Annotated in this window: 17 protein-coding genes; 9 read left to right on the plus strand and 8 right to left on the minus strand. The window is 63.2% G+C overall.

Annotated features, from left to right (window positions below; translation table 11 throughout):
* The first annotated feature begins 50 nt into the window (after positions 1 to 50).
* The 4 genes from murJ (at position 51) to trxA (ending at position 5385) form a co-directional block, all read left to right on the plus strand.
* The gene (gene murJ / locus ACZYZ5_RS07510; RefSeq protein WP_463900553.1) at positions 51 to 2105 is read left to right on the plus strand and encodes a murein biosynthesis integral membrane protein MurJ; all 2055 of its coding nucleotides are present in this window, start codon (positions 51 to 53) and stop codon (positions 2103 to 2105) included.
* A gap of 173 nt (positions 2106 to 2278) precedes the next feature.
* Positions 2279 to 3889: an ABC transporter substrate-binding protein gene (locus ACZYZ5_RS07515; protein ID WP_463900555.1), complete on the plus strand. Its 1611-nt coding sequence runs from the start codon at positions 2279 to 2281 to the stop codon at positions 3887 to 3889.
* 176 nt (positions 3890 to 4065) lie between these two features.
* Positions 4066 to 5022, plus strand: coding sequence for a thioredoxin-disulfide reductase (gene trxB, locus ACZYZ5_RS07520; protein ID WP_463900557.1), 957 nt, complete (start codon positions 4066 to 4068; stop codon positions 5020 to 5022).
* Between the two features lie 36 nt (positions 5023 to 5058).
* Complete coding sequence (gene trxA, locus ACZYZ5_RS07525; protein ID WP_282378867.1) at positions 5059 to 5385, plus strand: thioredoxin; 327 nt, start codon at positions 5059 to 5061, stop codon at positions 5383 to 5385.
* A gap of 5142 nt (positions 5386 to 10527) precedes the next feature.
* Here the strand turns inward: trxA and ACZYZ5_RS07530 are convergent.
* The 8 genes from ACZYZ5_RS07530 to rpmH form a co-directional block, all read right to left on the minus strand.
* Positions 10528 to 11757, minus strand: a complete 1230-nt coding sequence (locus tag ACZYZ5_RS07530; RefSeq protein WP_463900559.1) for a ParB/RepB/Spo0J family partition protein — start codon at positions 11755 to 11757, stop codon at positions 10528 to 10530.
* Positions 11758 to 11825: 68 nt separating this feature from the next.
* Positions 11826 to 12893: a ParA family protein gene (locus ACZYZ5_RS07535; RefSeq protein WP_463900561.1), complete on the minus strand. Its 1068-nt coding sequence runs from the start codon at positions 12891 to 12893 to the stop codon at positions 11826 to 11828.
* An 85-nt stretch (positions 12894 to 12978) separates the two neighbouring features.
* Positions 12979 to 13629, minus strand: a complete 651-nt coding sequence (gene rsmG, locus ACZYZ5_RS07540; protein ID WP_463900562.1) for a 16S rRNA (guanine(527)-N(7))-methyltransferase RsmG — start codon at positions 13627 to 13629, stop codon at positions 12979 to 12981.
* Between the two features lie 17 nt (positions 13630 to 13646).
* Positions 13647 to 14264, minus strand: a complete 618-nt coding sequence (locus ACZYZ5_RS07545; RefSeq protein ID WP_463900564.1) for a Jag family protein — start codon at positions 14262 to 14264, stop codon at positions 13647 to 13649.
* Positions 14264 to 15244 carry a membrane protein insertase YidC gene (gene yidC / locus ACZYZ5_RS07550; RefSeq protein WP_463900567.1) on the minus strand — a complete coding sequence of 327 codons (981 nt, stop codon included), beginning with the start codon at positions 15242 to 15244 and terminating at the stop codon, positions 14264 to 14266. The genes ACZYZ5_RS07545 and yidC overlap by 1 nt, the downstream gene beginning before the upstream one ends.
* A gap of 16 nt (positions 15245 to 15260) precedes the next feature.
* Positions 15261 to 15656, minus strand: a complete 396-nt coding sequence (gene yidD, locus ACZYZ5_RS07555; RefSeq protein ID WP_463900569.1) for a membrane protein insertion efficiency factor YidD — start codon at positions 15654 to 15656, stop codon at positions 15261 to 15263.
* Complete coding sequence (rnpA, locus tag ACZYZ5_RS07560) at positions 15649 to 16059, minus strand: ribonuclease P protein component (RefSeq protein ID WP_463900572.1); 411 nt, start codon at positions 16057 to 16059, stop codon at positions 15649 to 15651. The genes yidD and rnpA overlap by 8 nt, the downstream gene beginning before the upstream one ends.
* A gap of 41 nt (positions 16060 to 16100) precedes the next feature.
* Positions 16101 to 16238: a 50S ribosomal protein L34 gene (gene rpmH, locus ACZYZ5_RS07565; RefSeq protein ID WP_003800212.1), complete on the minus strand. Its 138-nt coding sequence runs from the start codon at positions 16236 to 16238 to the stop codon at positions 16101 to 16103.
* Positions 16239 to 16701: 463 nt separating this feature from the next.
* On the opposite strand from rpmH, the gene dnaA reads away from it, so the two are divergent.
* The 5 genes from dnaA (at position 16702) to ACZYZ5_RS07590 (ending at position 22535) form a co-directional block, all read left to right on the plus strand.
* Complete coding sequence (gene dnaA / locus ACZYZ5_RS07570) at positions 16702 to 18123, plus strand: chromosomal replication initiator protein DnaA (protein ID WP_307457158.1); 1422 nt, start codon at positions 16702 to 16704, stop codon at positions 18121 to 18123.
* Between the two features lie 532 nt (positions 18124 to 18655).
* A complete protein-coding gene (dnaN, locus tag ACZYZ5_RS07575) occupies positions 18656 to 19780 on the plus strand; it encodes a DNA polymerase III subunit beta (protein ID WP_463900575.1) in 1125 nt (374 codons plus the stop codon).
* Between the two features lie 96 nt (positions 19781 to 19876).
* Positions 19877 to 20761 (plus strand): phosphogluconate dehydrogenase (NAD(+)-dependent, decarboxylating), encoded by an 885-nt coding sequence (gene gnd, locus ACZYZ5_RS07580; RefSeq protein WP_463900577.1) that lies wholly within the window; start codon positions 19877 to 19879, stop codon positions 20759 to 20761.
* A gap of 26 nt (positions 20762 to 20787) precedes the next feature.
* On the plus strand, positions 20788 to 21975 hold the full coding sequence (recF, locus tag ACZYZ5_RS07585; protein WP_463900579.1) for a DNA replication/repair protein RecF: 1188 nt from the start codon (positions 20788 to 20790) through the stop codon (positions 21973 to 21975).
* Positions 21972 to 22535, plus strand: coding sequence for a DciA family protein (locus ACZYZ5_RS07590; protein WP_463900581.1), 564 nt, complete (start codon positions 21972 to 21974; stop codon positions 22533 to 22535). The genes recF and ACZYZ5_RS07590 overlap by 4 nt, the downstream gene beginning before the upstream one ends.
* Positions 22536 to 22961: the final 426 nt, after the last annotated feature.

Here is a 22961-nt window from a genome sequence, read left to right on the forward strand (position 1 = left end):
ACCCCTTTAATGGACGCGGATAGCGCCTAAAGCCGTGCCCGGGTGAGACGATGAAGACGATGTCAACAGCCAAACCCACCCCCGCGCACTCCGGCCCCGCCGATTCCAAAGCCGTCCAATCCGGAGAAGTCCGTTCCAGCGCCATCATGGCCGCGGGAACGCTCGTCTCGCGTTTCCTGGGCTTCGCCAAGACCTGGATGCTGGCGGCAGCCCTTGGGCTGGGCTCCACAGTCAACGACACCTTCATCAACGCGAACAACCTGCCGAACCTGATCTTCCTGCTGGTGGCAGGCGGCGTCTTCAATGCCGTCCTGGTGCCCCAGATCATCAAGGCCAGCAAGGCTCCGGACAAGGGGGCGGACTACATCAGCCGGCTGCTGACGCTCGCTGTGCTGGTGCTGCTGACGCTCACGCTGGCAGTGACGCTGCTCGCGCCGTGGGTCATTGAGCTGACCACGCAGGGATACTCGCCGGAGCAGAAGGCCCTCGCGGTGTCCTTCGCGTTCCTGTGCCTTCCGCAGATCTTCTTCTACGGGCTGTACGCCCTGCTGACCCAGGTGCTCAATGCCCACGGCGCGTTCGGGCCCGCGATGTGGGCGCCGATCCTGAACAATATTGTCGCGATCGCCGGCCTCGGCATGTTCATCTGGACCTTCGGCGCCAACGCGACCAACCCCCACACCCTTGACACCTGGGGCTCCACCCAGACTTTCCTGGTGGCCGGATTCTCCACCATCGGTGTCATCGCCCAGACCGCCATCCTGCTGGTTCCCGTGTTCCGGCTCCGTCTGGGGCTACGGCCGCGCTTCGGCTGGCGCGGGGTCGGACTGGGCCAGGCCGCCAGGCTCAGCGTCTGGACCCTCGCGACGGCCGCCGTCGGGCAGCTGGCCTTCCTCTACGTCATGCGGATCGCCACGATCCCGGGCGCGGAACGGCTCCGGCTGGAGCAGGCAGGGGACCCGGCCGCCGACACGCTGCCGGGCAATGCCGTGCTGGAGGTGGCGAGCCAGCTGTATCTGCTCCCGCACTCGATCATTGCGCTGTCGCTGGCCACCGTGCTGTTCAACCGGATGACCCGGGCCTCGCAGGACGGGGACCACACCGCGCTGCGCAGTGCGCTCTCCCATGGGCTCAGGACCATGGCCGTGGCCACGGTGTTTGGTGCCCTGGCCCTGTTCGCGCTGGCCGGGCCGCTGGGCATGTTCTTCTCGGGCGGGGTGCCCCAGGACGGCGTCATGCTGGCCCAGACGCTGACCATCCTGGCCCTCAGCACACCGTTCATGAGCGCCAACTTCATGATGTCCCGCGTGTTCTACGCCAATGAGGACGCCCGGACACCGTTCTTCATCCAGCTGGTGCTGGCCCTCGTGAACGTGGTTGCCGCATTCACCATCCAGTTCCTGCCGTTCGATCAGATCATCTTCGCCATCGCCGTCCTCTACACCGGGGGCAATATCCTGTCCGTGATCGTCAGCGCGATCTTCCTGCGCCGGCTCCTGGGTCACCTGGACGGCCCGCGGATCGCCAACGCCTACATCCGGATGGGCTACGCCGCGCTGGGTTCCGCGCTGGCCGGTGCGGTCGCGTTGTGGCTGATGGGCAGCTACAGCCGGGACGGCTTCGCCTGGAGCACCCCCGCCGCCGCGCTGGTGACGATTGTCGTCGTCGGGCCCGTGATGCTGGCGGCCTACCTGCTCCTGCTGAAGCTCTTCCGGGTTACCGAGCTGAGTGACCTGCTGCAGCCGCTGCTGGGGCGCCTGCGCCGCCGGACGGCTGCGGAGCCCGCTGCCGGGACTCATCCTGACGGCGCCGCTGCAGCCCATCCGAGGCCTGAACGCGCCACTGTCTCGGTGGACACCGGACTCATTCCCAGGATTTCCGGGGAATTCGACGCCGCCTCCTTCCGTGCTGGTCCCGCCCTGTCCGAACGGGACGACTGGGCCAGCCGCACCGGACCGGAGGGCGGCTACCTCCCCGCGGAGGATCTGCCCAGCACCGCGGAGGGCGGCCTGGACGGCGACGTCCCCCTGCCCGGGCGCAGGACCTACCAGGGCCCCGCAGGGCACAACCCCTATTTCCCGTTTGGCGGCAAGAAGAAGAAATAGTAACCGGCCTGGTCCGCGGCGCCGTGCTTCCGTGGCCGGGACGGGCGCATCGGCTAGGATCGAAGACTAACAAGGGGAGTTGCAGACGAGGGGTCCACCGGCTTTACCGGACGGCCCGCGGTCACTGATGAAGTGATCAGCTCGGCAGCTCCCGGACAGTCTAGGAGGAGCCCGTGTCCCACCCGATCGATGTCGGATCAGTACTAGGTGGCCGTTACAAGGTCACTTCCACTGTACTGACCTCACATGACCATGATCTGGTGCTGGACGGTGTGGACCAGGTACTCAACCGTGCCGTGAGCATCCTTGTGGCCGGCCCCGATAACGCCGAGCAGGTGGCCCAGAGCGCCCGCGAAGTCGCCACAGGGGAACGTCCCGGCCACGTACAGATCCTCGATCTGGGGGTTAGCGAGGACACGACCTACCTCATCACCAACCACACCTCGGCCGCTGACCTGCTCGACCTGGTCGTATCGTCCCACCCGCCCTACGTCGAGCCGTTCTTCACGGACACGCTGGGCAGCGAAATCTTCGGTCAGCCGCGCTCCCACGAGCCCGAAACCTACGACGGCCTCTACGACGAGGAAGAGGTGGACGCGGGGTACATCAACTACGGGCAGAACCAAAAGCCGGCCGCGTCGGCGCAGATGGCTAAGCCGGCGGTGCCGCCGGTTTCCCCGGCCCGCCCGCCATTGCGTCCGGCCACGTCGCCCCCCGCCGCTGGCACTGGAGCTGGCGCAGCCGGCGCTGCCGGACTGGCTGGCGGTGCCGCCGCGGGTGGAGCCGCAGCGGCGGCGTCATCCAGCGCGAAATCCCCGGCAACCGCGCCCCAGGAGGCCGCCCCCCACGTAACGGCTCCCCAGCCGGTCCAGGGAGGCTCACCGAAACCAGCTGCACGTGACTCCACGCCGCCAACTCCTCCGGAAACACCCAAGGTGTCGCTGTGGTCAGACGACGACTACGATCACGCCGCCCCTGACAAAGGGCGGACTTCCCAGCCCGGTCAGGCACCGGCGTTTGCCGCTGCAGCCGGGAGTGCCTCGGTGGACCGCGCCCCCGGGTTTTTCCCAGGCTCGGCCCGGGACAGCGAATCGGCGGCCGATGATGAGTACTACGGCAAAGACGAGGAACCTCGGCGCGAACCCCGTTCCATGCGCTGGCTGGTTGGCGGACTGCTGGCCGCGGTCCTCGTGGTCGGTCTGGTTTTGGCCGTGACCAACCTCGGCAGTCTCTTCACGACCACTCCTGGGCCCATCGCAGGCGGAACTACCTCCGCCAGCGCGCCCGGTCCGACGTCGGCAAAGCCGTCAGGTACCGCCAGCGCTGCGCCGGCCTCCGGTCCGCCGGTGATCGAGGACGTCACGCGGCTGGGCAACTTCGATTTTGCCGGCACCTATGACGGTGACCTGGTCAAGACCTTCGACGGCAATGCCGCGAGCTACTGGTCAAACATGGAGTTCGCCACGGACAACTGGGGCGGCCTGACCCCCGAAGTTCCGCTCGCCGTCAAGCTCGAGAACCCTGCCGAGGTTTCTTCGGTGACGCTGAGCCAGCTGGGGGCGTCCGGCGGCAGCATCAGCGTCTTCACGAACGACCGTCCGTCCCTGGACGGCGCCAAGCAGGTTGGGAGCAACAGCTTCACTTCCCCCGATCTGACGATGCCGCTGCAGGAGCCCACCACCGCGGAGTATGTCATCGTCTCAATCAAGACGCTGCCCAAGCTGACGGCCCCAAAGACCCGTTACGGATATGGCCTACGTCTGGCCGAGATCAAGGTCCAGTAGCCGGTCCGTCACCGCGGCAGTCTCCCGGCGTGCCTCAGTGCCAAGACGGTATCCTGAGTGGTGGTGTCCTCTCGTGATGCCCAGTGCGACCGGAATATTCAGCGCCAAGTGGTAGTTGTGCCATGTGGCCGGCCATCCAGGCGGGCGCATCGACAAAGGAAGAGGTTCACCGTTCAGTGAGCAACGCAGAAAACACCGCGTCCGAAGTACGTGATGTCATCATCGTAGGCTCCGGCCCCGCGGGCTACACCGCCGCGGTGTACACGGCGCGCGCCAACCTGAAGCCGCTGCTCCTGGCCGGATCGGTCACCGCCGGCGGCGAGCTGATGAACACGACGGACGTTGAGAACTACCCGGGTTTCCCGGATGGAATCATGGGTCCGGACCTGATGGAGAACTTCGAGAAGCAGGCTGCCAGGTTCGGCACCGAGATCCAGTTTGAGGACGTTACCGAATTGGATCTCGACGGCGACATCAAGACCGTGACCATCGGCTCAGGGGAGACCTTCCGGGCCCGCTCCATCATTCTGTCGACCGGTTCCGCCTACCGTGAGCTTGGACTGCCGAACGAGAAGCGCCTTTCCGGGCACGGTGTCAGCTGGTGTGCAACCTGCGACGGTTTCTTCTTCAAGGGCCAGGACATTGCCGTGATCGGCGGTGGCGACTCCGCCATGGAAGAGGCACTGTTCCTCACCAAATTTGCGAAGTCCGTCACCGTGGTGCACCGCCGCGACGCACTGCGTGCCTCCAAGATCATGGCCGACCGCGCCCTGGCACACGAAAAAATCAGCTTTGTCTGGAACACCGGGGTTGAAGATGTCCTCGGTCAGGACAAGGTCACCGGTCTCCGGTTGAAGAACCTCGTGGACGGCACCGAAACAGAGCTCGCCGTCACGGGGGTCTTTGTGGCGATCGGCAACGATCCGCGCACTGATCTCGTCAAGGGCAAGCTGGATCTGACCCCCGAGGGCACTATTGCCGTCGACGGCCGCACCTCGCAGACCAGCATCAAGGGGGTCTTCGCCGCGGGCGACGTCATCGACCCGACCTACCGCCAGGCCATTACGGCTTCGGGGTCCGGCTGTGTAGCCGCCCTCGACGTCGAGCACTACCTCGCAGACTTCCACGCCTAATCGGCGCGTAGCAACCAACCGAAGAGAGACAGGGCCATGAGCAACGCAAAAGACGTAACAGACGCTAGTTTCGGCACCGACGTACTGGCTTCTTCCAAGCCGGTCATCGTGGACTTCTGGGCCGAGTGGTGCGGCCCGTGCCGCAAGCTCGGACCGATCCTCGACGAGATCTCGGTGGAATACAGCGAGAAGGTGGACGTCGTCAAGGTAAACGTGGACGACAACCCGGCGATCGCAGCCCAGTACGGCATCACCTCCATTCCCGCCGTCTACCTGTTCCAGGACGGGGAAGTGAAGGGCACCGTGATCGGGGCCCGCCCCAAGCAGTTCTTCGAGAAGGAATTCGCTGACGTTTTGTCCTAACACCGGTGCGGTCTGGCCTCAGTGCAGACCAGACGCTAAAGTGGCCCCACTCCCGTTCCAGGAGGTGGGGCCATTTTTTTGAAGTGCTGAGGTTCTGGGGCCCTATGCGGAGGACTCTAGTCTGGGCTAGTCCGGGGCGGGGGAGCTAACCGTTGCTAACAACCAGAAAATGTTGCCGTGTTGGGCTGAATTGCCCGAATCCCGTTGGTCCCAACTGAGCAACTCCCGTCTAGACCATGGCTGGACGCTCCAGAAGTAGCGAACGAGATGTGCTGTCAGCGGACATTGCTTCACGTGAAACAGCATCCGGCGCGGACTGACCTGCGGCATACGTTGAATCCACTCCGCAATGGGGGAGCGAATTGCGCTACCTGTGTTTCACGTGAAACATGCGCATGGAAACGGACGCCTTGAGTTCACGACACCGCTGCGGCCTGCATAGCCTCCTCTGATTGATTGCCACGCAACCAAGACAATGCCGCGGCCGGTGTCTCCCGAACCGTGAAGGCGGGCTGGGACTTTGACCTCCTGGAATACGCGACGGTCCACGTCACCACACCGCCGCTGGCATGTCGCTGCGACTCCAAGTCGCGTTCCAGCCGATTTCCTGTTCTGGAGTGAGAACCCCGCCTGCGTCCGGTTCCTAGCTACACCGGGCATGGCCGCCGTCTATGCCGTGCCAGCACTGAGCGGCGTTTCCGCGATGTGCCCTCGAGGTGAGACGCAGGTGAATTGGCTGCCGCCATTGTTCTTGTGCCCCCCTTCGGGACCAGCACCCCGCCGCGAATCCAGGATTCGACCTGTGTTGGGCGCGAAGAATACCGGCCCGGTGGCGGGCCAGATCAGTTTCACGTGAAACATCCCGTTCTTGGTGGGGACAAACATTCCACTCGAAACGAACGCATCGCGGTCACCATCGGCTCCTTCTGAAGCATCGAGGAGGGGTGTCCTTGATGTCTGGTCACCAGACGGCGGCGGGCCCGACGATTCACGTGAAACATCCCACGCTCAGTCGAGGCAGCATTCCACTCAAAACGAACGCATCCCGGTCACCATTGGCTCCTTCTGAAGCATTGAGAAGGGCCATCCGATAGTTTTGGTCATCAGACGGGGCAGATCTGTTCCACGTGAAACATCCCCGCAGTAACACGAGCCCCCGATGATCTTCTTTGGATCCTCGGAAACAAACCGGGACGGCAACCGCCCGAGCAAAACAACGAGGTCTGCGTGTTTCACGTGAAACAAACTCGGCGTGGGACTCCGTCGAAGCCTGATGCAAGTGAAGCGCTTCGACGCAAATTTGAATGGATAGAGCGGTATGACGGAAGAGATATGCACTCGCGGATTCGAGATTCCACTCTCACCTGCGGCGCATAGCGGGCCCTGCGGCGCAACAACGGAGGCTCCCGCAGGCTGTGTTTTCCTCTTCGCGCGCGTTCTTGGGACACCCATGGGGCCGCATTCCGTCCATTCGGACGCTCATTGGGCTACGGGAGCTGGGGGCAGCTGCCGTCCACACCCGAAAGGACTCGCGACACCGTACCTGCATGGGCATCAGGGGCGGCGAATTGGGCATGTCGGCACCGTGTTTCACGTGAAACATCATCGTTCGCGCAACCCAGTGCAAGGGCGATGAGAGAGTTCCTGCAGCAGCCGGAGCGCCATCGATGCCGGAACCAGCCCAGAAGGCCTCCATGCCGCACAAACGCGCCTGGGAGGCACCCGCGGGCCTCCACCGCCGGCGGCGCGGCATAGAAGGCCGGGGCACAGGGACCCGGGGCACCCGGGGCACCCGGCCGATCACAGGTGTAGAGCCTGCGGGACTCGGATTCCCACTTCCCTGCGATGTCTTGAACAAGGAAACCGCCGGTCTCGCGGTCGTAGACCGACGCTTCCGGGACCGGGCCGGGCCGCACCCATGGGTGTTGTGGCCGCGGTTTGCCGTGGACGAAGGACGCAAGTGAACCTGGCCGAGCAGTCCGCACGGGGGAGCGGATCCCTTGAATCCCCGGATAATCACCGGGGCCTGTGCCCATGCCCCGGCGCAGGCAATATCCATCGGACGCATTCGCTCACCGGACGGCCGTCCGTACCCTCTCCTCAGGCGAGGCGAGGGGACCCACGGGCCCGGAAGCTTGGTTAGTGGTCCAGGCGGGGACGGTCCGGCAAGGGGCGATTTGCCGCATACCGACAGTTGTGCGCCACAGGAAGGGAGCGAGATTCGATCCGCGTGGGAATACCCCCGGGTCCAAACATCCTCGCCGCAAAAGGGGGAACCCTGGGGTGTCGCCGGCCCCACAGTGGGCGGCTCGAGTGCTTTAGCCGTTTCCCGTATCGGATTGGAATGCTGTGGCACGAGCTCCTCAAACGGGGGGCCTGGATTCGAACAGGTCGCTTCTGTGCCGTGGTCGCTGTCCGGCCAGGGGTCCCTTCGCGTGGCGAGCAGTGTCTCGCATCCGCGTACCGTGGGCACTCGTAAAGGCCTAGGCGGGCCATGGGCTGACCGTCCTATTGGGCCTGAGGGCTCAGTCAACAGGCCCATGGGCGTCGTCCGCAATTTCCCAGGGAGGGGCACAACAGTGTCAGGCGGGGGTTGCTCACCTGCGATTCCGTTGCTGAGGCTACAGTGTGACGGTCGCGATCCGACCGCTACCTATATCGCGAACGGAATGCCGGCTTTCCCTGCACCGCTCCGACGGGATCTCCGAGCGCCTTTACCCACAGGCTTCTCCACAGACGTTATGCACATTGTTATCCACAAGCTGTGAGGGATTTGTCACAGCCCCGAACTGTGGTCCTGTACCGCCCTGGGAGGACAAGCGCATCGCCGACATCAGGACGCTGGTTTGCACCGCTCCGCCGCAGCCTGAGATCAGTCAGAGGCGACCCCTTTAGATCGTGGAATACTCCGGCCCAATCTGCAGAATCGGACGGAAAATTAACCTGCAGCGGGGGATTTTGTAAACGCGGATGCGTGCATCCCATCGCGGATGGGAGCCTGCAATTGCTTCACGTGAAACGCGACAAGTCCCAATCCCGAAACAGGCAACTTCGGGTGTTCGCTGTAGAGCCCTGTGGCCCGGGAGCCGGAGGCTTCGTTCGAACAAGACGGTGGAATAATCCACAAAGTTATCCACAGCAGTATCCACCGATCTATCCACCTATCCCAGCCCGCTCAACACACCGCTCTAGGGGCGGCGCACCGCCCGAGCCACCGCCATCTTGCCGTGTTGTCCATCGAACGAAGCGTCGGCTCAGCCGGGGAGTGCATACTCAGACAATGCTCTCTCGGTTGCTGGCACAACGAGGACCGGCCAGCTGCCGCGTACTCGAGGCCACACACGTACGCTCCGTAGCTGGACGCCCCAAACAGCCGATCGAGCCCCGCTGCCAACTCTTCACCCAGTGCAGTCTGCCCCATGGGGGAGCCCAACGTCCGGCAGCCAGATTGGAGTTGAAGAACTCCGATGACCAACAGCCACCTTCGCTCCAATCCGACTATCCGGAACCCATCCCGCTAAGCTCGATGCTGTGTGATCTTCACACTGCTGGCTTACGGATGGGACCACCGCGTCGGAACCAGACAGTATCCGGTCAGAATTTCGTTTGGTTTTCAACCGAGGTCTCAACTCGAGCCAGCTCTTCTCAAAGCCACAGCCGTGGCTGTGCTTCTGCGGCCTACGTTTCGGATAGGTTCAACCCTGCGGCTGGCCGGAGGACCGGAAAATTTGTCTCATGCCCGCGCCGGCGGCTGCTGACCCTGTAGGGTCACTGTGGCGTTCAACTGCCCCAACCGGGCCCGTGTTCATGCCGCTCACGCCGGGGCGCCAGGAGGCGCCTTCGCGTCCCCCTGATACCTGTGATGCCCTTGCCGACGCTCGTTGCGCCCACCACGGAAGGGAGTCCATCGCCACGGCAGCCAGGTATCGCTCGTGCGATCACTCAACCTTTGGTGTGCAGCGCTGTCTGCGGGGACCTTGCAATCAATGAGACGACCCGCAGTGCTGATGAAGGTGCCGGCCGGCGTTGAGCACCAACAGAACGTTCCTCCGGACAGCGCATCCTGGGAATGAGTTCCTGGACCAGAGAACCCGAGACGCCCTCACTCCCACCGCCCGCAATAGGGGCCCACGGGCTCCCTAGCGCCTTTGGGGGAGTCAGTAGCCCTATCCGTACGGTTCTCGCCTATAAGGCCGTCCCAGCGATGCTGTGAGCCCTGGGCGGGGAAGCCGCGGTGGCATGGTCCTACGCGACTAGCGTGCCTTCCAGAAGCGACCAACGAACGCGGCACCCGGCTATTGCCGAGACCCAACCACGACTCCGGATGTTTCACGTGAAACCCGATACACACAATTCGGCAGGCTTCCCGTACAGAACATTGCTCGCCCGTGCCGCTCTATGTGCGGAGGAGCCAGAGTTCAGCGCGACTGACCGGCCATGCCGTGGCGATTCCGCGTCCGGTGCCGAAGGACGACTAGTCTCCTGAACCATCGCCAGCTGCGCAGAAGTCCCCGCCAGCCGTACTCGGGAAGTGCAGGCTGCCCACGACGAGCTTCTCCGTGGGGTCTCCACGCGTCTGGCCAAAGACAAGTCGCCGGTGAGTAGCTCTCATGTTTCACGTGAAACGTGCGCATCCCTGCTCAGCCCAAAAAGGACCAGATCAGGGGCGCGAAAAGTAGGACTCCGCACCTTTGAGTCCACGGAAACGCGGAACTAGCGGATTGGTGCCGCTCTTGGGGTGCCCTATGGCGTCGGTCGGTGCGAATATCCGGACGGCCCGTCCGGGTTTGCCGCCTGCGGTGCTGGGGGCACTTCGCTCACCAACAGCGGTGCAATCCTGCGTGTCGCCCGCAGGAAGAAGGGAACAACTCCCTATCGATGATCAATCCAGGTGCCAGAGATCGTAACGAAAGTGGCATCGGCGGGGCTGCTGCGACAGCGAATGCTAGCCCCTTCCGAAGAGACGCCGCGTTCCAGTCCCCGCAGGCACGGAAAGCTACTGGATTGAAGGGCCGGCTCTTCCGCCAATGGTGCGGTATCCAGCGTGAAAGAAGATGTAATTCAGGCAGACGGATACAACACAACCAACAACAAAGGGACCTGTTTCACGTGAAACAGGTCCCTTCGACGATGCGGGGCGGGCTAGCTCGAGGACCCCGGCGTCAACACATCCATGATTCGGTTGAGGTCCTCCACGCTCGCGAACTCGATACTGACTCGTCCCTTGCGGGCACCGAGGGAGATCTTGACGTTGGTATCGAGCCGGTCGGAGAGTGAAGAGGCCAGATAATCCAGGCGCTCGTGCCGCGCCCCGGGGCGCGGAATGTTGTTCTTCGGTGTCCCCGACGGATTCTGGTAGAGCGTCACGGCCTCCTCGGTCGCGCGGACAGACATCCCTTCAGCGACGATCTTCTGCGCCAGACGTTCCATGGCGGCAGCGTCCGGGAGTGCCAGGAGTGCGCGGGCGTGTCCGGCAGAGATGACGCTGGCGGCTACACGGCGCTGGACCAGCGGCGGAAGTTTGAGCAGCCTGAGCGTATTGGACACCTGGGGGCGCGAACGTCCGATACGGTCGGCCAGCTGTTCGTGGGTGGTGCCGAAGTCCTCCAGCAGCTGCTGGTAAGCGGCGGCCTCTTCCAGTGGGTTCAGCTGGCTCCGGTGCAGGTTTTCCAGCAGGGCATCGCGGAGGAGGTCGTCATCAGTCGTATCCCGGACGATGGCGGGGATGGTTTGAAGGCCGGCCGCCTGTACTGCCCGCCAGCGACGCTCGCCCATCACGAGCTCGTAGGGTTCTCCACCTTCTTCAGTTGAAGTGCGGACAACAATTGGCTGGAGAACACCGATTTCACGAACCGAGTGAACCAGCTCCGCCATGTCGTCCTCATCGAAGACTGAGCGCGGCTGCTTGCGGTTGGGGTGGATGTCGGTGACCGGGATTTCCGCAAAGCGGACGCCGGGTACCTCCACGAGTTCCACACCCTGATCTTCAGTCGAGGGAACCGGCTCGTCGGCTACCGACTCCTGGGCGGCAGCCTCAGCCGCTGCTGCGGCCGGCATCTCGTCCTTGGCCGCAGACGTCTTCCGGACCGGCGCCTTCCTGGCCCCGGGTACAGTCTTCGCGGCCGGCGCGTTGGAGGGCCTCACCGGTGCCGGCGTGGAGGTGGGCGACTGCGGCTTTGCAGTTTCTACCGTCTCGGGACGTGTGCCGTTTTCTTCCGGGGCCGCTACTTCCGCTGCCGGTGTCCGCTTTCGGGCTTCCGGAAAGAACAGATCCACGGGACGGGACGGCGCTGAACCGTTGCCGGAAGCCGCAGCGGAACTTGGAATGAGTGCCCCAAGTCCACGGCCGAGGCCGCGTCGCTTATCGCTCATGGATAAATCCCTCCATTGGTAGAGCCTGGTACCACCGGGCTCTAGCTAGTGCAATTCTCGAAAAGATTCTAACGTTGCGCGATTTCGGCTGCGGCTTCCAGATAGGACAGGGCACCGCTGGATGAGGGATCATAAGTCATCACGGTCTGCTGGTAGCTGGGAGCTTCGGAAATGCGCACCGAACGGGGGACAACAGCGCCGAGGACCTGCTCGGGGAAGTGTTCCCGTACCTCTGCCGCCACCTGGGCAGCAAGGTTTGTGCGGCCATCGTACATGGTCAATAGGATCGTGGAGACGACCAGGTCCGCGTTCAAGTGCTTCTGGATCATTTCGATGTTCTTCAGCAGCTGGCTCAGACCCTCAAGGGCGTAGTACTCGCACTGGATCGGGATGAGCACCTCGTTGGCTGCGCAGAAGGCGTTGACGGTCAGCAGCCCCAGGCTCGGCGGGCAGTCGATGAAGATGTAGTCCAACCGCTCCTCACCGTTCTTCGCACGTTCCTTGGCATACACGTCGATCGCACGGCGCAGACGCTGCTCGCGGGCAACGAGGCTGACCAGTTCAATCTCGGCGCCGGCGAGGTGGATGGTGGCCGGTGCGCAGATCAGCTTGGCGATGTCCGGGCAGGGTGCCACAACGTCCTGCAACGGGATGTCGTTGATGAGCACGTCGTAGATGCTGTCGACGTCGGCGTGGTGTTCAATTCCGAGGGCAGTCGACGCATTGCCCTGCGGATCGATGTCGATGACCAGAACATTCAATCCCGCTGCGGCCAGGGCTGCGGCGATGTTGACCGTGGTGGTGGTTTTGCCCACTCCACCCTTCTGGTTCGAGACGGTGAAGATGCGGGTCTTCTCCGGCTTCGGAAGCGACCGGCCCAGGAGGCGTTCCCGGCGTTTGTTCTCATGGGCGAGTTCACGGGCGATGGGGCTGGAGTCGTCGATGGAATCCAGGACAGTCCCGGGGGCGGCAACGGATGTTTCACGTGAAACGCCTGCCATGCCCGTGGTCTTCGCAACCGATGTCGTGCGATTTCCGGAGTAGGCGGGAGCGACTGCGGGCGCGGCGAAGGCCCGTGCGGACCCCAGGGACACAAACGGGGGAATCCGTTGTGTGGAGGCTTCGCTACTGGTCACTGTGACACACTCACTCTCGTTCGGCTCTTCTGCCGGTTACTAGCCTAACCTCTTACCCTCGGCGTCCGAGGGCAACGGGCTGATGCTAGGAAATCTTTTGAGGCTTATTCACAACGATCCGGACAACGGTTGTGGGTTCTTCGAGGAGGTCCTCGCCCACCAGGACAACGGAAGTCTGCGTACCGCCAAGCTTCCGGATCGTCTTGGCGGCTTTTTCTATCTCCTCGCCGGCGCTGCGTCCTTTGATCGCAACAACTTCACCTTCGCCCGCTAGCAGCGGAATGGTCAGTCCTGCGAGGTTGGAGAGGGCGGAAACGGCGCGTGCCGTGACGACATCGGCATTCACCATGCCAACCGCAAGCTCGGCGCGGGTGCGCATGATCGTGACGTTGTCGAGGCCAAGGTCGTCCACGATTTCCTGGAGCCAGGTGACACGGCGTTCGAGGGGTTCGATCAGGGTCAGTTCCAGGTCCGGCCGGGCAATGGCCAGGCACAGTCCGGGAAGGCCGGCGCCGCTCCCGACGTCGGCCACATGGCTTCCCTCGGCAATCTGGCTCTCGATGACGGCACAGTTCAGCACGTGCCGGCTCCACAGCCGGGGCACTTCGCGGGGCCCGATCAGGCCCCGTTCCGTTCCGGATGTGGCCAAATGTTCCACATAGCGCTTGGCCAGATCCAGCCGGTCCCCAAAGATCTTTTCGGCTGCCTGCAGTTCGGCGGGGGTAATTTCAACCATCAAGCTATCCGGCGGCTTCAGTCTTTGGAAACGACGATGTGGCGGTCCGCGCCTTCGCCTTCGGATTCGCTGACGAGTCCCAGGTCGGCGACGGCATCGTGCACGATCTTCCGTTCGTAGGCGCTCATCGGCGCCAGAGCCACGGTCTCGCCGGACTCCTTCACGGAAGCCACGGCGTCTTCGGCAATCTTCTGCAGCTCGCCGGCACGCTCCGAGCGGTAGCCGTTGATATCCAGCACCAGCCGGGAGCGGTTTTCCGTCGCGGACAACACGGCAAGCCGGGTCAGTTCCTGCAGTGCTTCGAGGACTTCGCCGTCCTTGCCGACGAGGCTGTCGAGGCCGGCTGACTCTTCCTCAGCGACGATTGAGATGTAGGTGCGGCCGTTGCGCACTTCGATGTCGATGTCGCCGTCGATGTCGGCAATGTCCAGCAGTTCCTCGAGGTAGTCCGCTGCGACGTCGCCTTCTTCTTCCAGGCGGCTGGCGGAAGTTCCCTTGTCCTCGGAACCCTCAGAGTCTTCGGCGCCGGCGCCGGCATCAACGTCCTGCTCGGTTTCCTGGACTGCACTCAGGGCGTCGTCCTGCTCTTCGATGGCTTCGACGGAAATAGCGTGTTCGGTGCTTTCGGCGGACATTACTTCCTCTTCCTGTTCTTGCGTTGTGGCTGGACGCGCTGGCTCCTGGCCACCAGGGCTGCGGCGGCGGCAGCTTCAGCGGCCTCGGCCTCGGCTTTCTTGGCGCCTGTCAGCGGCAGCGCCGGCAGGCCCTTGGCGGCACGGCGCTCGGCCAGGGCCTTGGCGGCGGGCGATCCCGGCGTCGGCATGCGGCGGATCACGAAGAACTGCTGTGCCATGGTCCAGAGGTTGGTGGTGGTCCAGTAGATCAGGACACCGATGGGGAAGTTGATGCCGCCCACGCCGAAGACGATCGGCAGAATGTAGAGCATCATCTTCTGCTGTTTCATGAACGGGCTGGCCATGGCCTCTTCGGACATGTTCTTGGCCATGATCTGCTTTTGCGTGATGAACTGCGAGGCCGTCATGGCCAGGATCATAAGTATCGAGAGGATCCACACCGCGACCTCGTTGCCGCCGGGAGGGGTGCCGTGCAGCAGCGTGGCGGAAAGCGGGGCGCCGAAGATGCTCGACTCGTCGAACTGGACCACTTGCTCGTGGCTCATGGCGCCGATGCCCTTGCCGCTGTCGGCCGCCGTCGTAATGCCGGACAGCACGGTGAAGAGGGCGAAGAAGAACGGCATCTGGATCAGCATGGGCAGACACGCCGAGAACGGGTTGGTGCCGTGCTTCTTGTACATGGCCATCTGTTCCTGGGCCATGGCCTGGCGGGACAGCTGGTCGGTTTTGCCCTTGTACTTGTCCTGCAGCTTCTTCAGATCCGGCTGCAGCAGCTGCATGCCGCGCTGGGCCTTGATCTGCTTGACGAACACGGGAATCAGGGCGGCGCGGATCACCAGCACCAGGCCGATGATGGACAGTGTCCACGTCCAGCCGTTGGCGGCGGGCATGCCGATGGCGCTCAGGCCATCGTGGAAGACCACCATGATGGCGGACACAAGCCACTTGAACGGAAACATGATTGTTTCAAAGAAATCCATACGATATCCCTATTCGTTAGGCCGCAGAGCGGCCTGCTCCATCAGTCTGAGCAGCCAGGTACTTGTCCGGATTGTTCAGCACAACAATTGTGGGGGTTCGGTCTGCGGACCACTCGCAGTTACCGGCGGGGACATGGTCCACACCGCCGGCATTCCAGGGATGGCAGCGCACCAGACGCTTGGCTGCCAGCCAGCTTCCCCTGACCGCGCCGTGGACCGTGATCGCTTCGAGGGCGTAGGCCGAGCAGCTGGGGAAGAAGCGGCAAACCTGGCCGTACAGCGGTGAGATCACCTTGCGGTACGCCAGGAGCAGCAGGATGAGGATATTGCGGGGCAAGTTCCAGACTGCCCGGCCCAGCCATAATGCTGCGGATTTTGCAGGAGGGACGACGGCGGCAGTTAAGTTACGCACGCGGGGTCCCTTCCTGTGTTGTCTCGTAAGAAACTGAAGAAGCGGCCTTCGGAAGGCGGCTGCCCAGTCGTTTCATGTTGCTTTCCAAGGCGGCGTCATAGTCTGACCGCAGCTGCTCGAAGCTGGCACCCGCCGCGGCGGGCAGGGCCCGGACCACGATCGCGAACCCGCTGCCGTACTGCTGCAACGACAAGGCGCCGACTTCTCTCAGTCTCCTCTTAACGAGGTTCCTGACAACAGCGTTCCCGACACTCTTGGAAACGATGAATCCGATCCGGCTTGGTTCATCGGCAGCGAGGGCTGCCGTATATAACACTACGTTCCGGCGTCCATTGCGGACACCGGAACGTACGGTTGTTGAAAAATCGGTTGGTGTCCTCAGACGGTTGCGGGTGGCCAGCACCTTTAAACTCGCACAGGGATGTGGACCGACGAGTCAGTTATTTAGGCCGACAGCTCGGTGCGACCCTTGCCACGACGGGCTGCCAGGATGGCACGGCCGGCACGGGTACGCATACGAAGGCGGAAGCCGTGCTTCTTGGCTCGACGGCGGTTATTCGGCTGAAAAGTCCGCTTGCTCACGTTAGTTACTCCAGTGGGATCAAAGGTGCGCCCACCCGATCAAGGGGAAGAACTGGTCGACGCTAAGTTTTGTATGTGCCGCTTCCCTCGACTCGCAAGACGCTGGGCGTCGGGTGAGATTCAAATGAGGCGAAAAGCGTACACATGGGACTTCACAACGTTAGGGCTTGCCGCCCTCCCGAGTCAAACCGGGGGTCGCGCCGCGGACTGTCCACAGTTGTGGTTAAGTGCCTCCCCAGCCTGTGGATGAAGTGCGTCACGCACCCCGTTTTCGAACTACAACGGTGTGATTATCCACAGGACAGATCCCAGCTATCTTCTGGTCTTTTGATCCCCTACAGTGGCTCAGTAGCCCATTATCCACGGACTGTGCATAACCCTGTGGATTATCCGGGGTCCAGTGCGCTGGATCGACCCGCGCGGCTGCAGGTAATGAAGGCAAGCAAGTTTGAGGAACTGATCGATGACAGTAGACGAAGCCAACCAAGCCAACACTGTCGGAAGTTCCTGGCGGCGGGTCGTGAGCCTGCTGGAGAACGATCACCGTGTGTCACCGCGGCAGCGTGGCTTCGTCATCCTCGCCCAGGCCCAGGGCCTGATCGGCTCCACGCTGCTGGTGGCCGTGCCGAATGAGCTCACCCGCGAAGTACTGCAGACGCAGGTGAAGGAAGCCCTCGACGACGCCCTCCGGAGCGTGTTCTCCGATGAAATCCGGTGCGCGATCGACGTCGACACCGATCTGGTGCCGCTCCACACCGAGCCGGAACCCGCCGTCGAGCTGTCCCTGGCGGCCGATCCCTCAGTGGAACTGAAGCCGCAGCCGATGCTGCCCAGCACCTCCCACGAATTTGGCCGGCTCAATCCAAAGTATGTCTTCGACACCTTCGTGATCGGTTCCTCCAATCGCTTCGCACACGCCGCGGCCGTCGCTGTGGCTGAAGCCCCGGCCAAGGCCTACAACCCGCTTTTCATCTACGGTGACTCCGGACTCGGCAAGACCCACCTGCTCCACGCGATCGGCCACTATGCCCGCCGGCTCTACAGCGGGATCCGGGTCCGGTACGTGAACTCCGAAGAATTCACCAACGACTTCATCAACTCCATCCGTGACGATGAAGGCACCAGCTTCAAGACGACGTACCGCAACGTGGATGTCCTGCTGATTGATGACATCCAGTTCCTGGCCGGCAAGGACCGGACGCTGGAGGAGTTCTTCCACACCTTTAATGCGTTGCACAACAACAACAAGCAGGTGGTCATCACCTCCGACCAGCCGCCCAAGCTGCTCGCCGGCTTCGAGGACCGGATGAAGTCGCGGTTCGAATGGGGCCTGCTGACGGACATCCAGCCGCCGGAACTCGAAACCCGGATCGCGATCCTTCGCAAGAAGGCCCTCAGCGAGGGTCTGTCCGCCCCGGACGATGCCCTGGAATACATCGCCTCGAAGATCTCCAGCAACATCCGCGAACTCGAGGGCGCGCTGATCCGCGTTACGGCCTTCGCCAGCCTGAACCGCCAGCCGGTCGACGTCGCCCTGGCCGAGATGGTGCTCAAGGACCTCATCACCGATGACGGGGCCCAGGAGATCACTTCCGCGCAGATCCTCACCCAGACCGCCGACTACTTCAAGCTCAGCATGGAAGAACTCTGCAGCAAGTCCCGGACCAGGACCCTGGTGACCGCCCGGCAGATCGCGATGTATTTGTGCCGCGAACTCACTGACATGTCTCTTCCCAAGATCGGGCAGGAGCTCGGCGGCCGCGACCACACCACGGTCATCCACGCGGACCGCAAGATCCGTGAGCTGATGGCCGAGCGCCGAGTGATCTACAACCAGGTGACCGAGCTGACCAACCGGATCAAGCAGCAGCAGCGTAATTCCTGAGCTGATTCCTGACCTGACCGGCCGCGCACTCTTACCTTATTAACAGGCACCTGTGGACAAGCCTGTGGATAGTTAAGGGGACAACTACGGTTAATGGGCTTAAAACCCTTAAGGTGCCTGTGGATCAAGGGAACGGCCAAAAATGTTATCCCCATCCACACCCTGTTTAAAACCTGCTCCGCCCACAGTCCATGAACAGGGCTTAACCGCGGAATCGCACCGCCAAACAGGGTTATCCACAGTATCCACAGCAGTTATTAACACTACTAATCCCTAGAAAATGAAATTCCCTCAAATAACAACTTCGGTCCGCACCCTGCACACAGCCCGGGACCGTCCCGGACCCCGCCGGAAACCGGCACCGGGCCGGCCTGGCCGAACCACACGGATGTAACCCGGGGATGGGAGAATCACACTTCTTGCGGCTAAGCTGTCTGCAGTGTGTCCGTCCTGGACATCTTTTGTGATTCCCCGCCGGGCCCATGGCCCGGCAACCAGCGATGACAGCAGCAATGAAAGGCGGCACCCTTCCGTGAAGTTCAGAGTCGAGCGGGACGTCCTGGCAGAAGCCGTGACCTGGGCCGCCCGGTCGTTGTCTCCGCGGCCGCCAGTACCCGTACTTTCCGGCCTGCTGCTCAAGGCTGAAGGCGGTACCGTCAGCCTCTCGAGCTTCGACTACGAAACTTCGGCCAGGCTCGAAATCGCTGCTGACATCACCACCGAGGGCACGATCCTCGTCTCGGGACGCCTGCTGGCCGACATCTGCCGCAGCCTCCCGTCGGCACCGGTCGACATCGAAACTGAGGGCAACAAAGTCACCCTGAGCTGCCGTCGAAGCAGCTTCCACCTGGCCACCATGCCGGAAGCCGAATACCCGCCGCTGCCGGCATTGCCCCCGATCAGCGGCACCGTTCCGGGCGACTCGTTCGCCCAGGCCGTGTCGCAGGTGATCATCGCAGCGAGCAAGGACGACACCCTGCCGATCCTCACCGGCGTGCGGATGGAGATCGAGGACGACCTCATCACGCTGCTGGCCACTGACCGCTACCGGCTCGCCATGCGCGAGGTCCCGTGGAAACCCGTCACCCCGGGCATCTCCACCAGCGCACTGGTCAAGGCCAAGACACTCAACGAAGTCGCGAAGACCCTTGGCGGCAGCGGCGACATCAACCTTGCCCTCGCCGAAGACGACAGCCGGCTCATCGGGTTCGAAAGCGGCGGCCGCACCACAACGTCGCTCCTGGTTGACGGGGACTACCCCAAAATCCGCTCACTCTTCCCTGAATCCACCCCGATTCACGCGACCGTACCAACTTCAGAACTGGTCGAGGCCGTGCGCCGCGTCTCGCTGGTGGCCGAACGCAACACCCCGGTCCGGCTCGCCTTCACCCAGGGCCAGCTGCACCTCGACGCCGGAACCGGCGAAGATGCGCAGGCCTCGGAAGAACTCGAAGCCCAGCTCACCGGAGACGACATCACCGTGGCCTTCAACCCGCACTACCTGATCGAGGGCCTCAGTGTCATCGAAACCAAGTTTGTGCGTTTCTCCTTCACCAGTGCGCCCAAGCCGGCCATGATCACGGCCCAGCAAGACGCCGACGGCGAGGACCAGGGCGATTACCGCTACCTCGTCATGCCGGTCCGGCTGCCCAACTAGCTGGCAGCTGGTTCCGTTTGATCCTTTGGAACCGATAGGCCCCTCTGGCTGACGCCACCACCCGAAACACCCCAGCGCAGAAAAGAGATCATCTAAGTGCACATCGGACTGATCGGCCTTGGAAAAATGGGTTTCAACATGCGCGAACGGCTGCGCAACGGTGGAATCGTTGTCACCGGGTTTGACCGCAACCCCGAGATCACCGACGTCGCGAGCGTGGATGAACTGCTCGCCGCCGTGCCGGCGCCGCGCCTGATCTGGGTGATGGTGCCCTCCGGCGAGATCACCGACGCCGTGATTACCGAACTCCGCAGCAAGCTCGACGCCGGCGACCTGGTGATCGACGGCGGCAACTCCCGCTTCACGGAAGACCAGAAGCACGGGGCCGCGCTGGCGGAAAAGGACATCCGTTTCGCCGACTGCGGTGTTTCCGGCGGGGTCTGGGGCCTGCAGAACGGCTACGGGCTGATGGCCGGCGGTGACGCCGCGGACATCGAACGGGCGATGCCTGTCTTTGACGCACTCCGTCCCGAGGGTGACCGCGCCGACAGCTTCGTCCATGTCGGCGGGACCGGAGCCGGCCATTACGCCAAAATGGTCCATAACGGCATCGAATACGGGCTCATGCAGGCCTATGCCGAAGGGTACGAAATCCTGGCCGCCAAGGACATCGTCACCGACCTCCCCGGCACGTTCCGGGCTTGGCAGAAGGGAACCGTCGTCCGGTCCTGGCTGCTGGACCTCATGGTCAAGGCCCTCGACGAGGATCCCGGCCTGGAATCGATCGACGACTACGTCGAAGACTCCGGCGAAGGCCGCTGGACGGTGGAAGAGGCTATCGCCAACGCCGTACCGGCCCCGGCCATCACGGCCGCACTCTATGCCCGCTTCTCCTCCCGCGAGGACAACTCCCCGGCGATGAAAATGGTTTCGGCGCTGCGCCACCAGTTCGGCGGGCATGCGACCCGTCCGGCCAAGTAGTCCTGCCCTGAAATCCTGAACCCGGCGTGTACCTAGAACAACTTTCGCTCACAGATTTCCGCAGTTATGCACAGGTGGAGCTGAGCCTGGAGCCCGGGGTTACGGTGCTGGTCGGCTCCAACGGCATCGGCAAAACCAACCTGATGGAAGCCGTCGGCTACCTGGCCACCCTCAGTTCACACCGGGTCAGTTCCGATGCCCCGCTGCTGCGGTTCGGCACCGAACGGGCCATGATCAGGGCGAAACTGGTCCGCGGCGAGCAGTCAACGGTGCTCGAACTGGAAATCAACAGCTCCCGCGCCAACCGCGCCCGGATCAACCGCAGCAATCCGGTCCGCGCCCGGGACATCCTGGGCATCTGCCAGACCGTCCTTTTCGCTCCGGAGGACCTGGCTCTGGTCAAGGGCGATCCGTCCAGCCGGCGCCGGTTCCTCGATGAACTCCTGGTCAGCCTCATCCCGCGGCACGCTGCCACCCGCAGCGATTACGACAGGGTGTTGAAGCAGCGCAACGCGCTGCTGAAGTCCGCCCGCGCCGGAAAATTCAGCATGGGGCATGAGGCCACCCTGGATGTCTGGGACCAGCACATGGCCCGGGCTGGCGCCGAGCTGTTGCATGCACGGCTCGAACTGGTGGAACGGCTCCGGCCCCACCTCAGGAACTCCTACGCCCAACTCACCGACGGATCCAAGGAAGCGGGGGCCATCTACCGCTCCACGCTGCAGGGCACCGTGGAGGATGACGGCGCCGTGCCGGACTCTGCCGGGGAAGCCGAAGACCTCCGGCTGCTCTCCGTCGACGAACTCACCGAACGCTACGTCCAGGCCTTCGCCTCCTCACGGCGCAAGGAACTGGAACGCGGGATCTCCCTGGTGGGACCGCATCGCGACGAGCTCGAACTGGTCCTGGGTGAGGCTCCCGCGAAGGGGTACGCCTCCCATGGTGAAACCTGGTCCATGTGCCTGTCCCTGCGGTTGGCCTCTTACTACGTGATGCTCGACGATGCCCGGACCGGCGGATCCGCCCCGATCCTGATCCTGGACGACGTTTTTGCCGAGCTTGACGTCCAGCGGCGGCGTAAACTGGCCGCAATGGTTTCCGGCGCCGAGCAGGTGCTCGTGACTGCCGCCGTCGAGGACGATATCCCGGTCGAACTGGCGGGACGGCGGGTGATGGTAATCCCGGGAGGAATCGATGAGCGGGAAGATCGATGAATAAGGATACCGACGGCGGCCTGCAGCCGGGACGCGATCCCGACGACATAGACGCCGCCCAGTCGGCCCTCAACAGGATGCGCGAGGCGGCTGCGTCACGCGGCGAAATCCGGCGCAAGGCCCCGCCGCGGCCAGGCAGCACCCCGCAGAAGACCGGACGGAGTTCCGGCAGCACCCGCGGCTTTGGACAATTCCACGGCACCGGCCGGGACCCGATGGGGCTCGGCAAGGTGGTTGGCCGTCTCGTCGCAGAGCGCGGCTGGAGCTCCCCGGTCGCCGTCGGCTCGGTGATGGCCGAATGGGCAACGCTCGTGGGACCGGAGATCTCCGCCCACTGCACCCCGGAGAGTTTTACGGACACGACCCTCCATGTCCGCTGTGATTCCACCGCGTGGGCAACCCAGCTGCGCCTGCTCAGCCTGAGCCTGCTGGAGAAATTCCGCACCGAACTCGGCGACGGCGTGGTGACCAAGATCCAGGTCCTCGGACCTGCCGCGCCGAGCTGGCGCAAGGGCGGCCGGACCGTCAACGGACGCGGCCCGCGGGATACTTACGGATAATTTTGGAGGGCTCTGCCTGCCTTCCGCCGTCCCGGCAGCACCAGATCTGAAGCACTCCTTGCAAAACTATTGAAAAAACCGCAAACGGCGTGTAGGGCGCTCAGACGCACAGGAGTCGTATAGGAACCCGCATCCGGTAGTCCTGGAGCCTTGCAGGTGGAGTCTGTGGCCTCTCAGCGGTAGTTTCCTCCCCGTTTGGCCCTCTGGAATGCGGGTTTCACCCCTATAACACGGTAGAATCGTGGAAGATAACTGGGCGCCGGTGAAACGTTGACTGAGTCCGTTTCCGACGCAATATCCGCGTGCGGTAGACGGATCCTCGAGCCAGCGTCACAACCGGCGGCATCAGTGACGTGCCCGTTGGCCGTAGCTGTTTCCTCCGGGAAGGGGCAACGGCTGGCCTATAACGAAAAAGAGGAGTCGAAA

The sequence above is a fragment of the Pseudarthrobacter ribosi genome (assembly GCF_055412865.1).

Excerpts from the sequence above, each read along its gene's own strand:
- murJ (WP_463900553.1), top strand. The coding sequence starts at position 51 with ATGAAGACGATGTCAACAGCCAAACCCACCCCCGCGCACTCCGGCCCC.
- trxA (WP_282378867.1), top strand. The coding sequence starts at position 5,059 with ATGAGCAACGCAAAAGACGTAACAGACGCTAGTTTCGGCACCGACGTA.
- ACZYZ5_RS07530 (WP_463900559.1), bottom strand. The coding sequence starts at position 11,757 with ATGAGCGATAAGCGACGCGGCCTCGGCCGTGGACTTGGGGCACTCATT.
- rsmG (WP_463900562.1), bottom strand. The coding sequence starts at position 13,629 with ATGGTTGAAATTACCCCCGCCGAACTGCAGGCAGCCGAAAAGATCTTT.
- ACZYZ5_RS07545 (WP_463900564.1), bottom strand. The coding sequence starts at position 14,264 with ATGTCCGCCGAAAGCACCGAACACGCTATTTCCGTCGAAGCCATCGAA.
- yidC (WP_463900567.1), bottom strand. The coding sequence starts at position 15,244 with ATGGATTTCTTTGAAACAATCATGTTTCCGTTCAAGTGGCTTGTGTCC.
- dnaA (WP_307457158.1), top strand. The coding sequence starts at position 16,702 with ATGACAGTAGACGAAGCCAACCAAGCCAACACTGTCGGAAGTTCCTGG.
- ACZYZ5_RS07590 (WP_463900581.1), top strand. The coding sequence starts at position 21,972 with ATGAATAAGGATACCGACGGCGGCCTGCAGCCGGGACGCGATCCCGAC.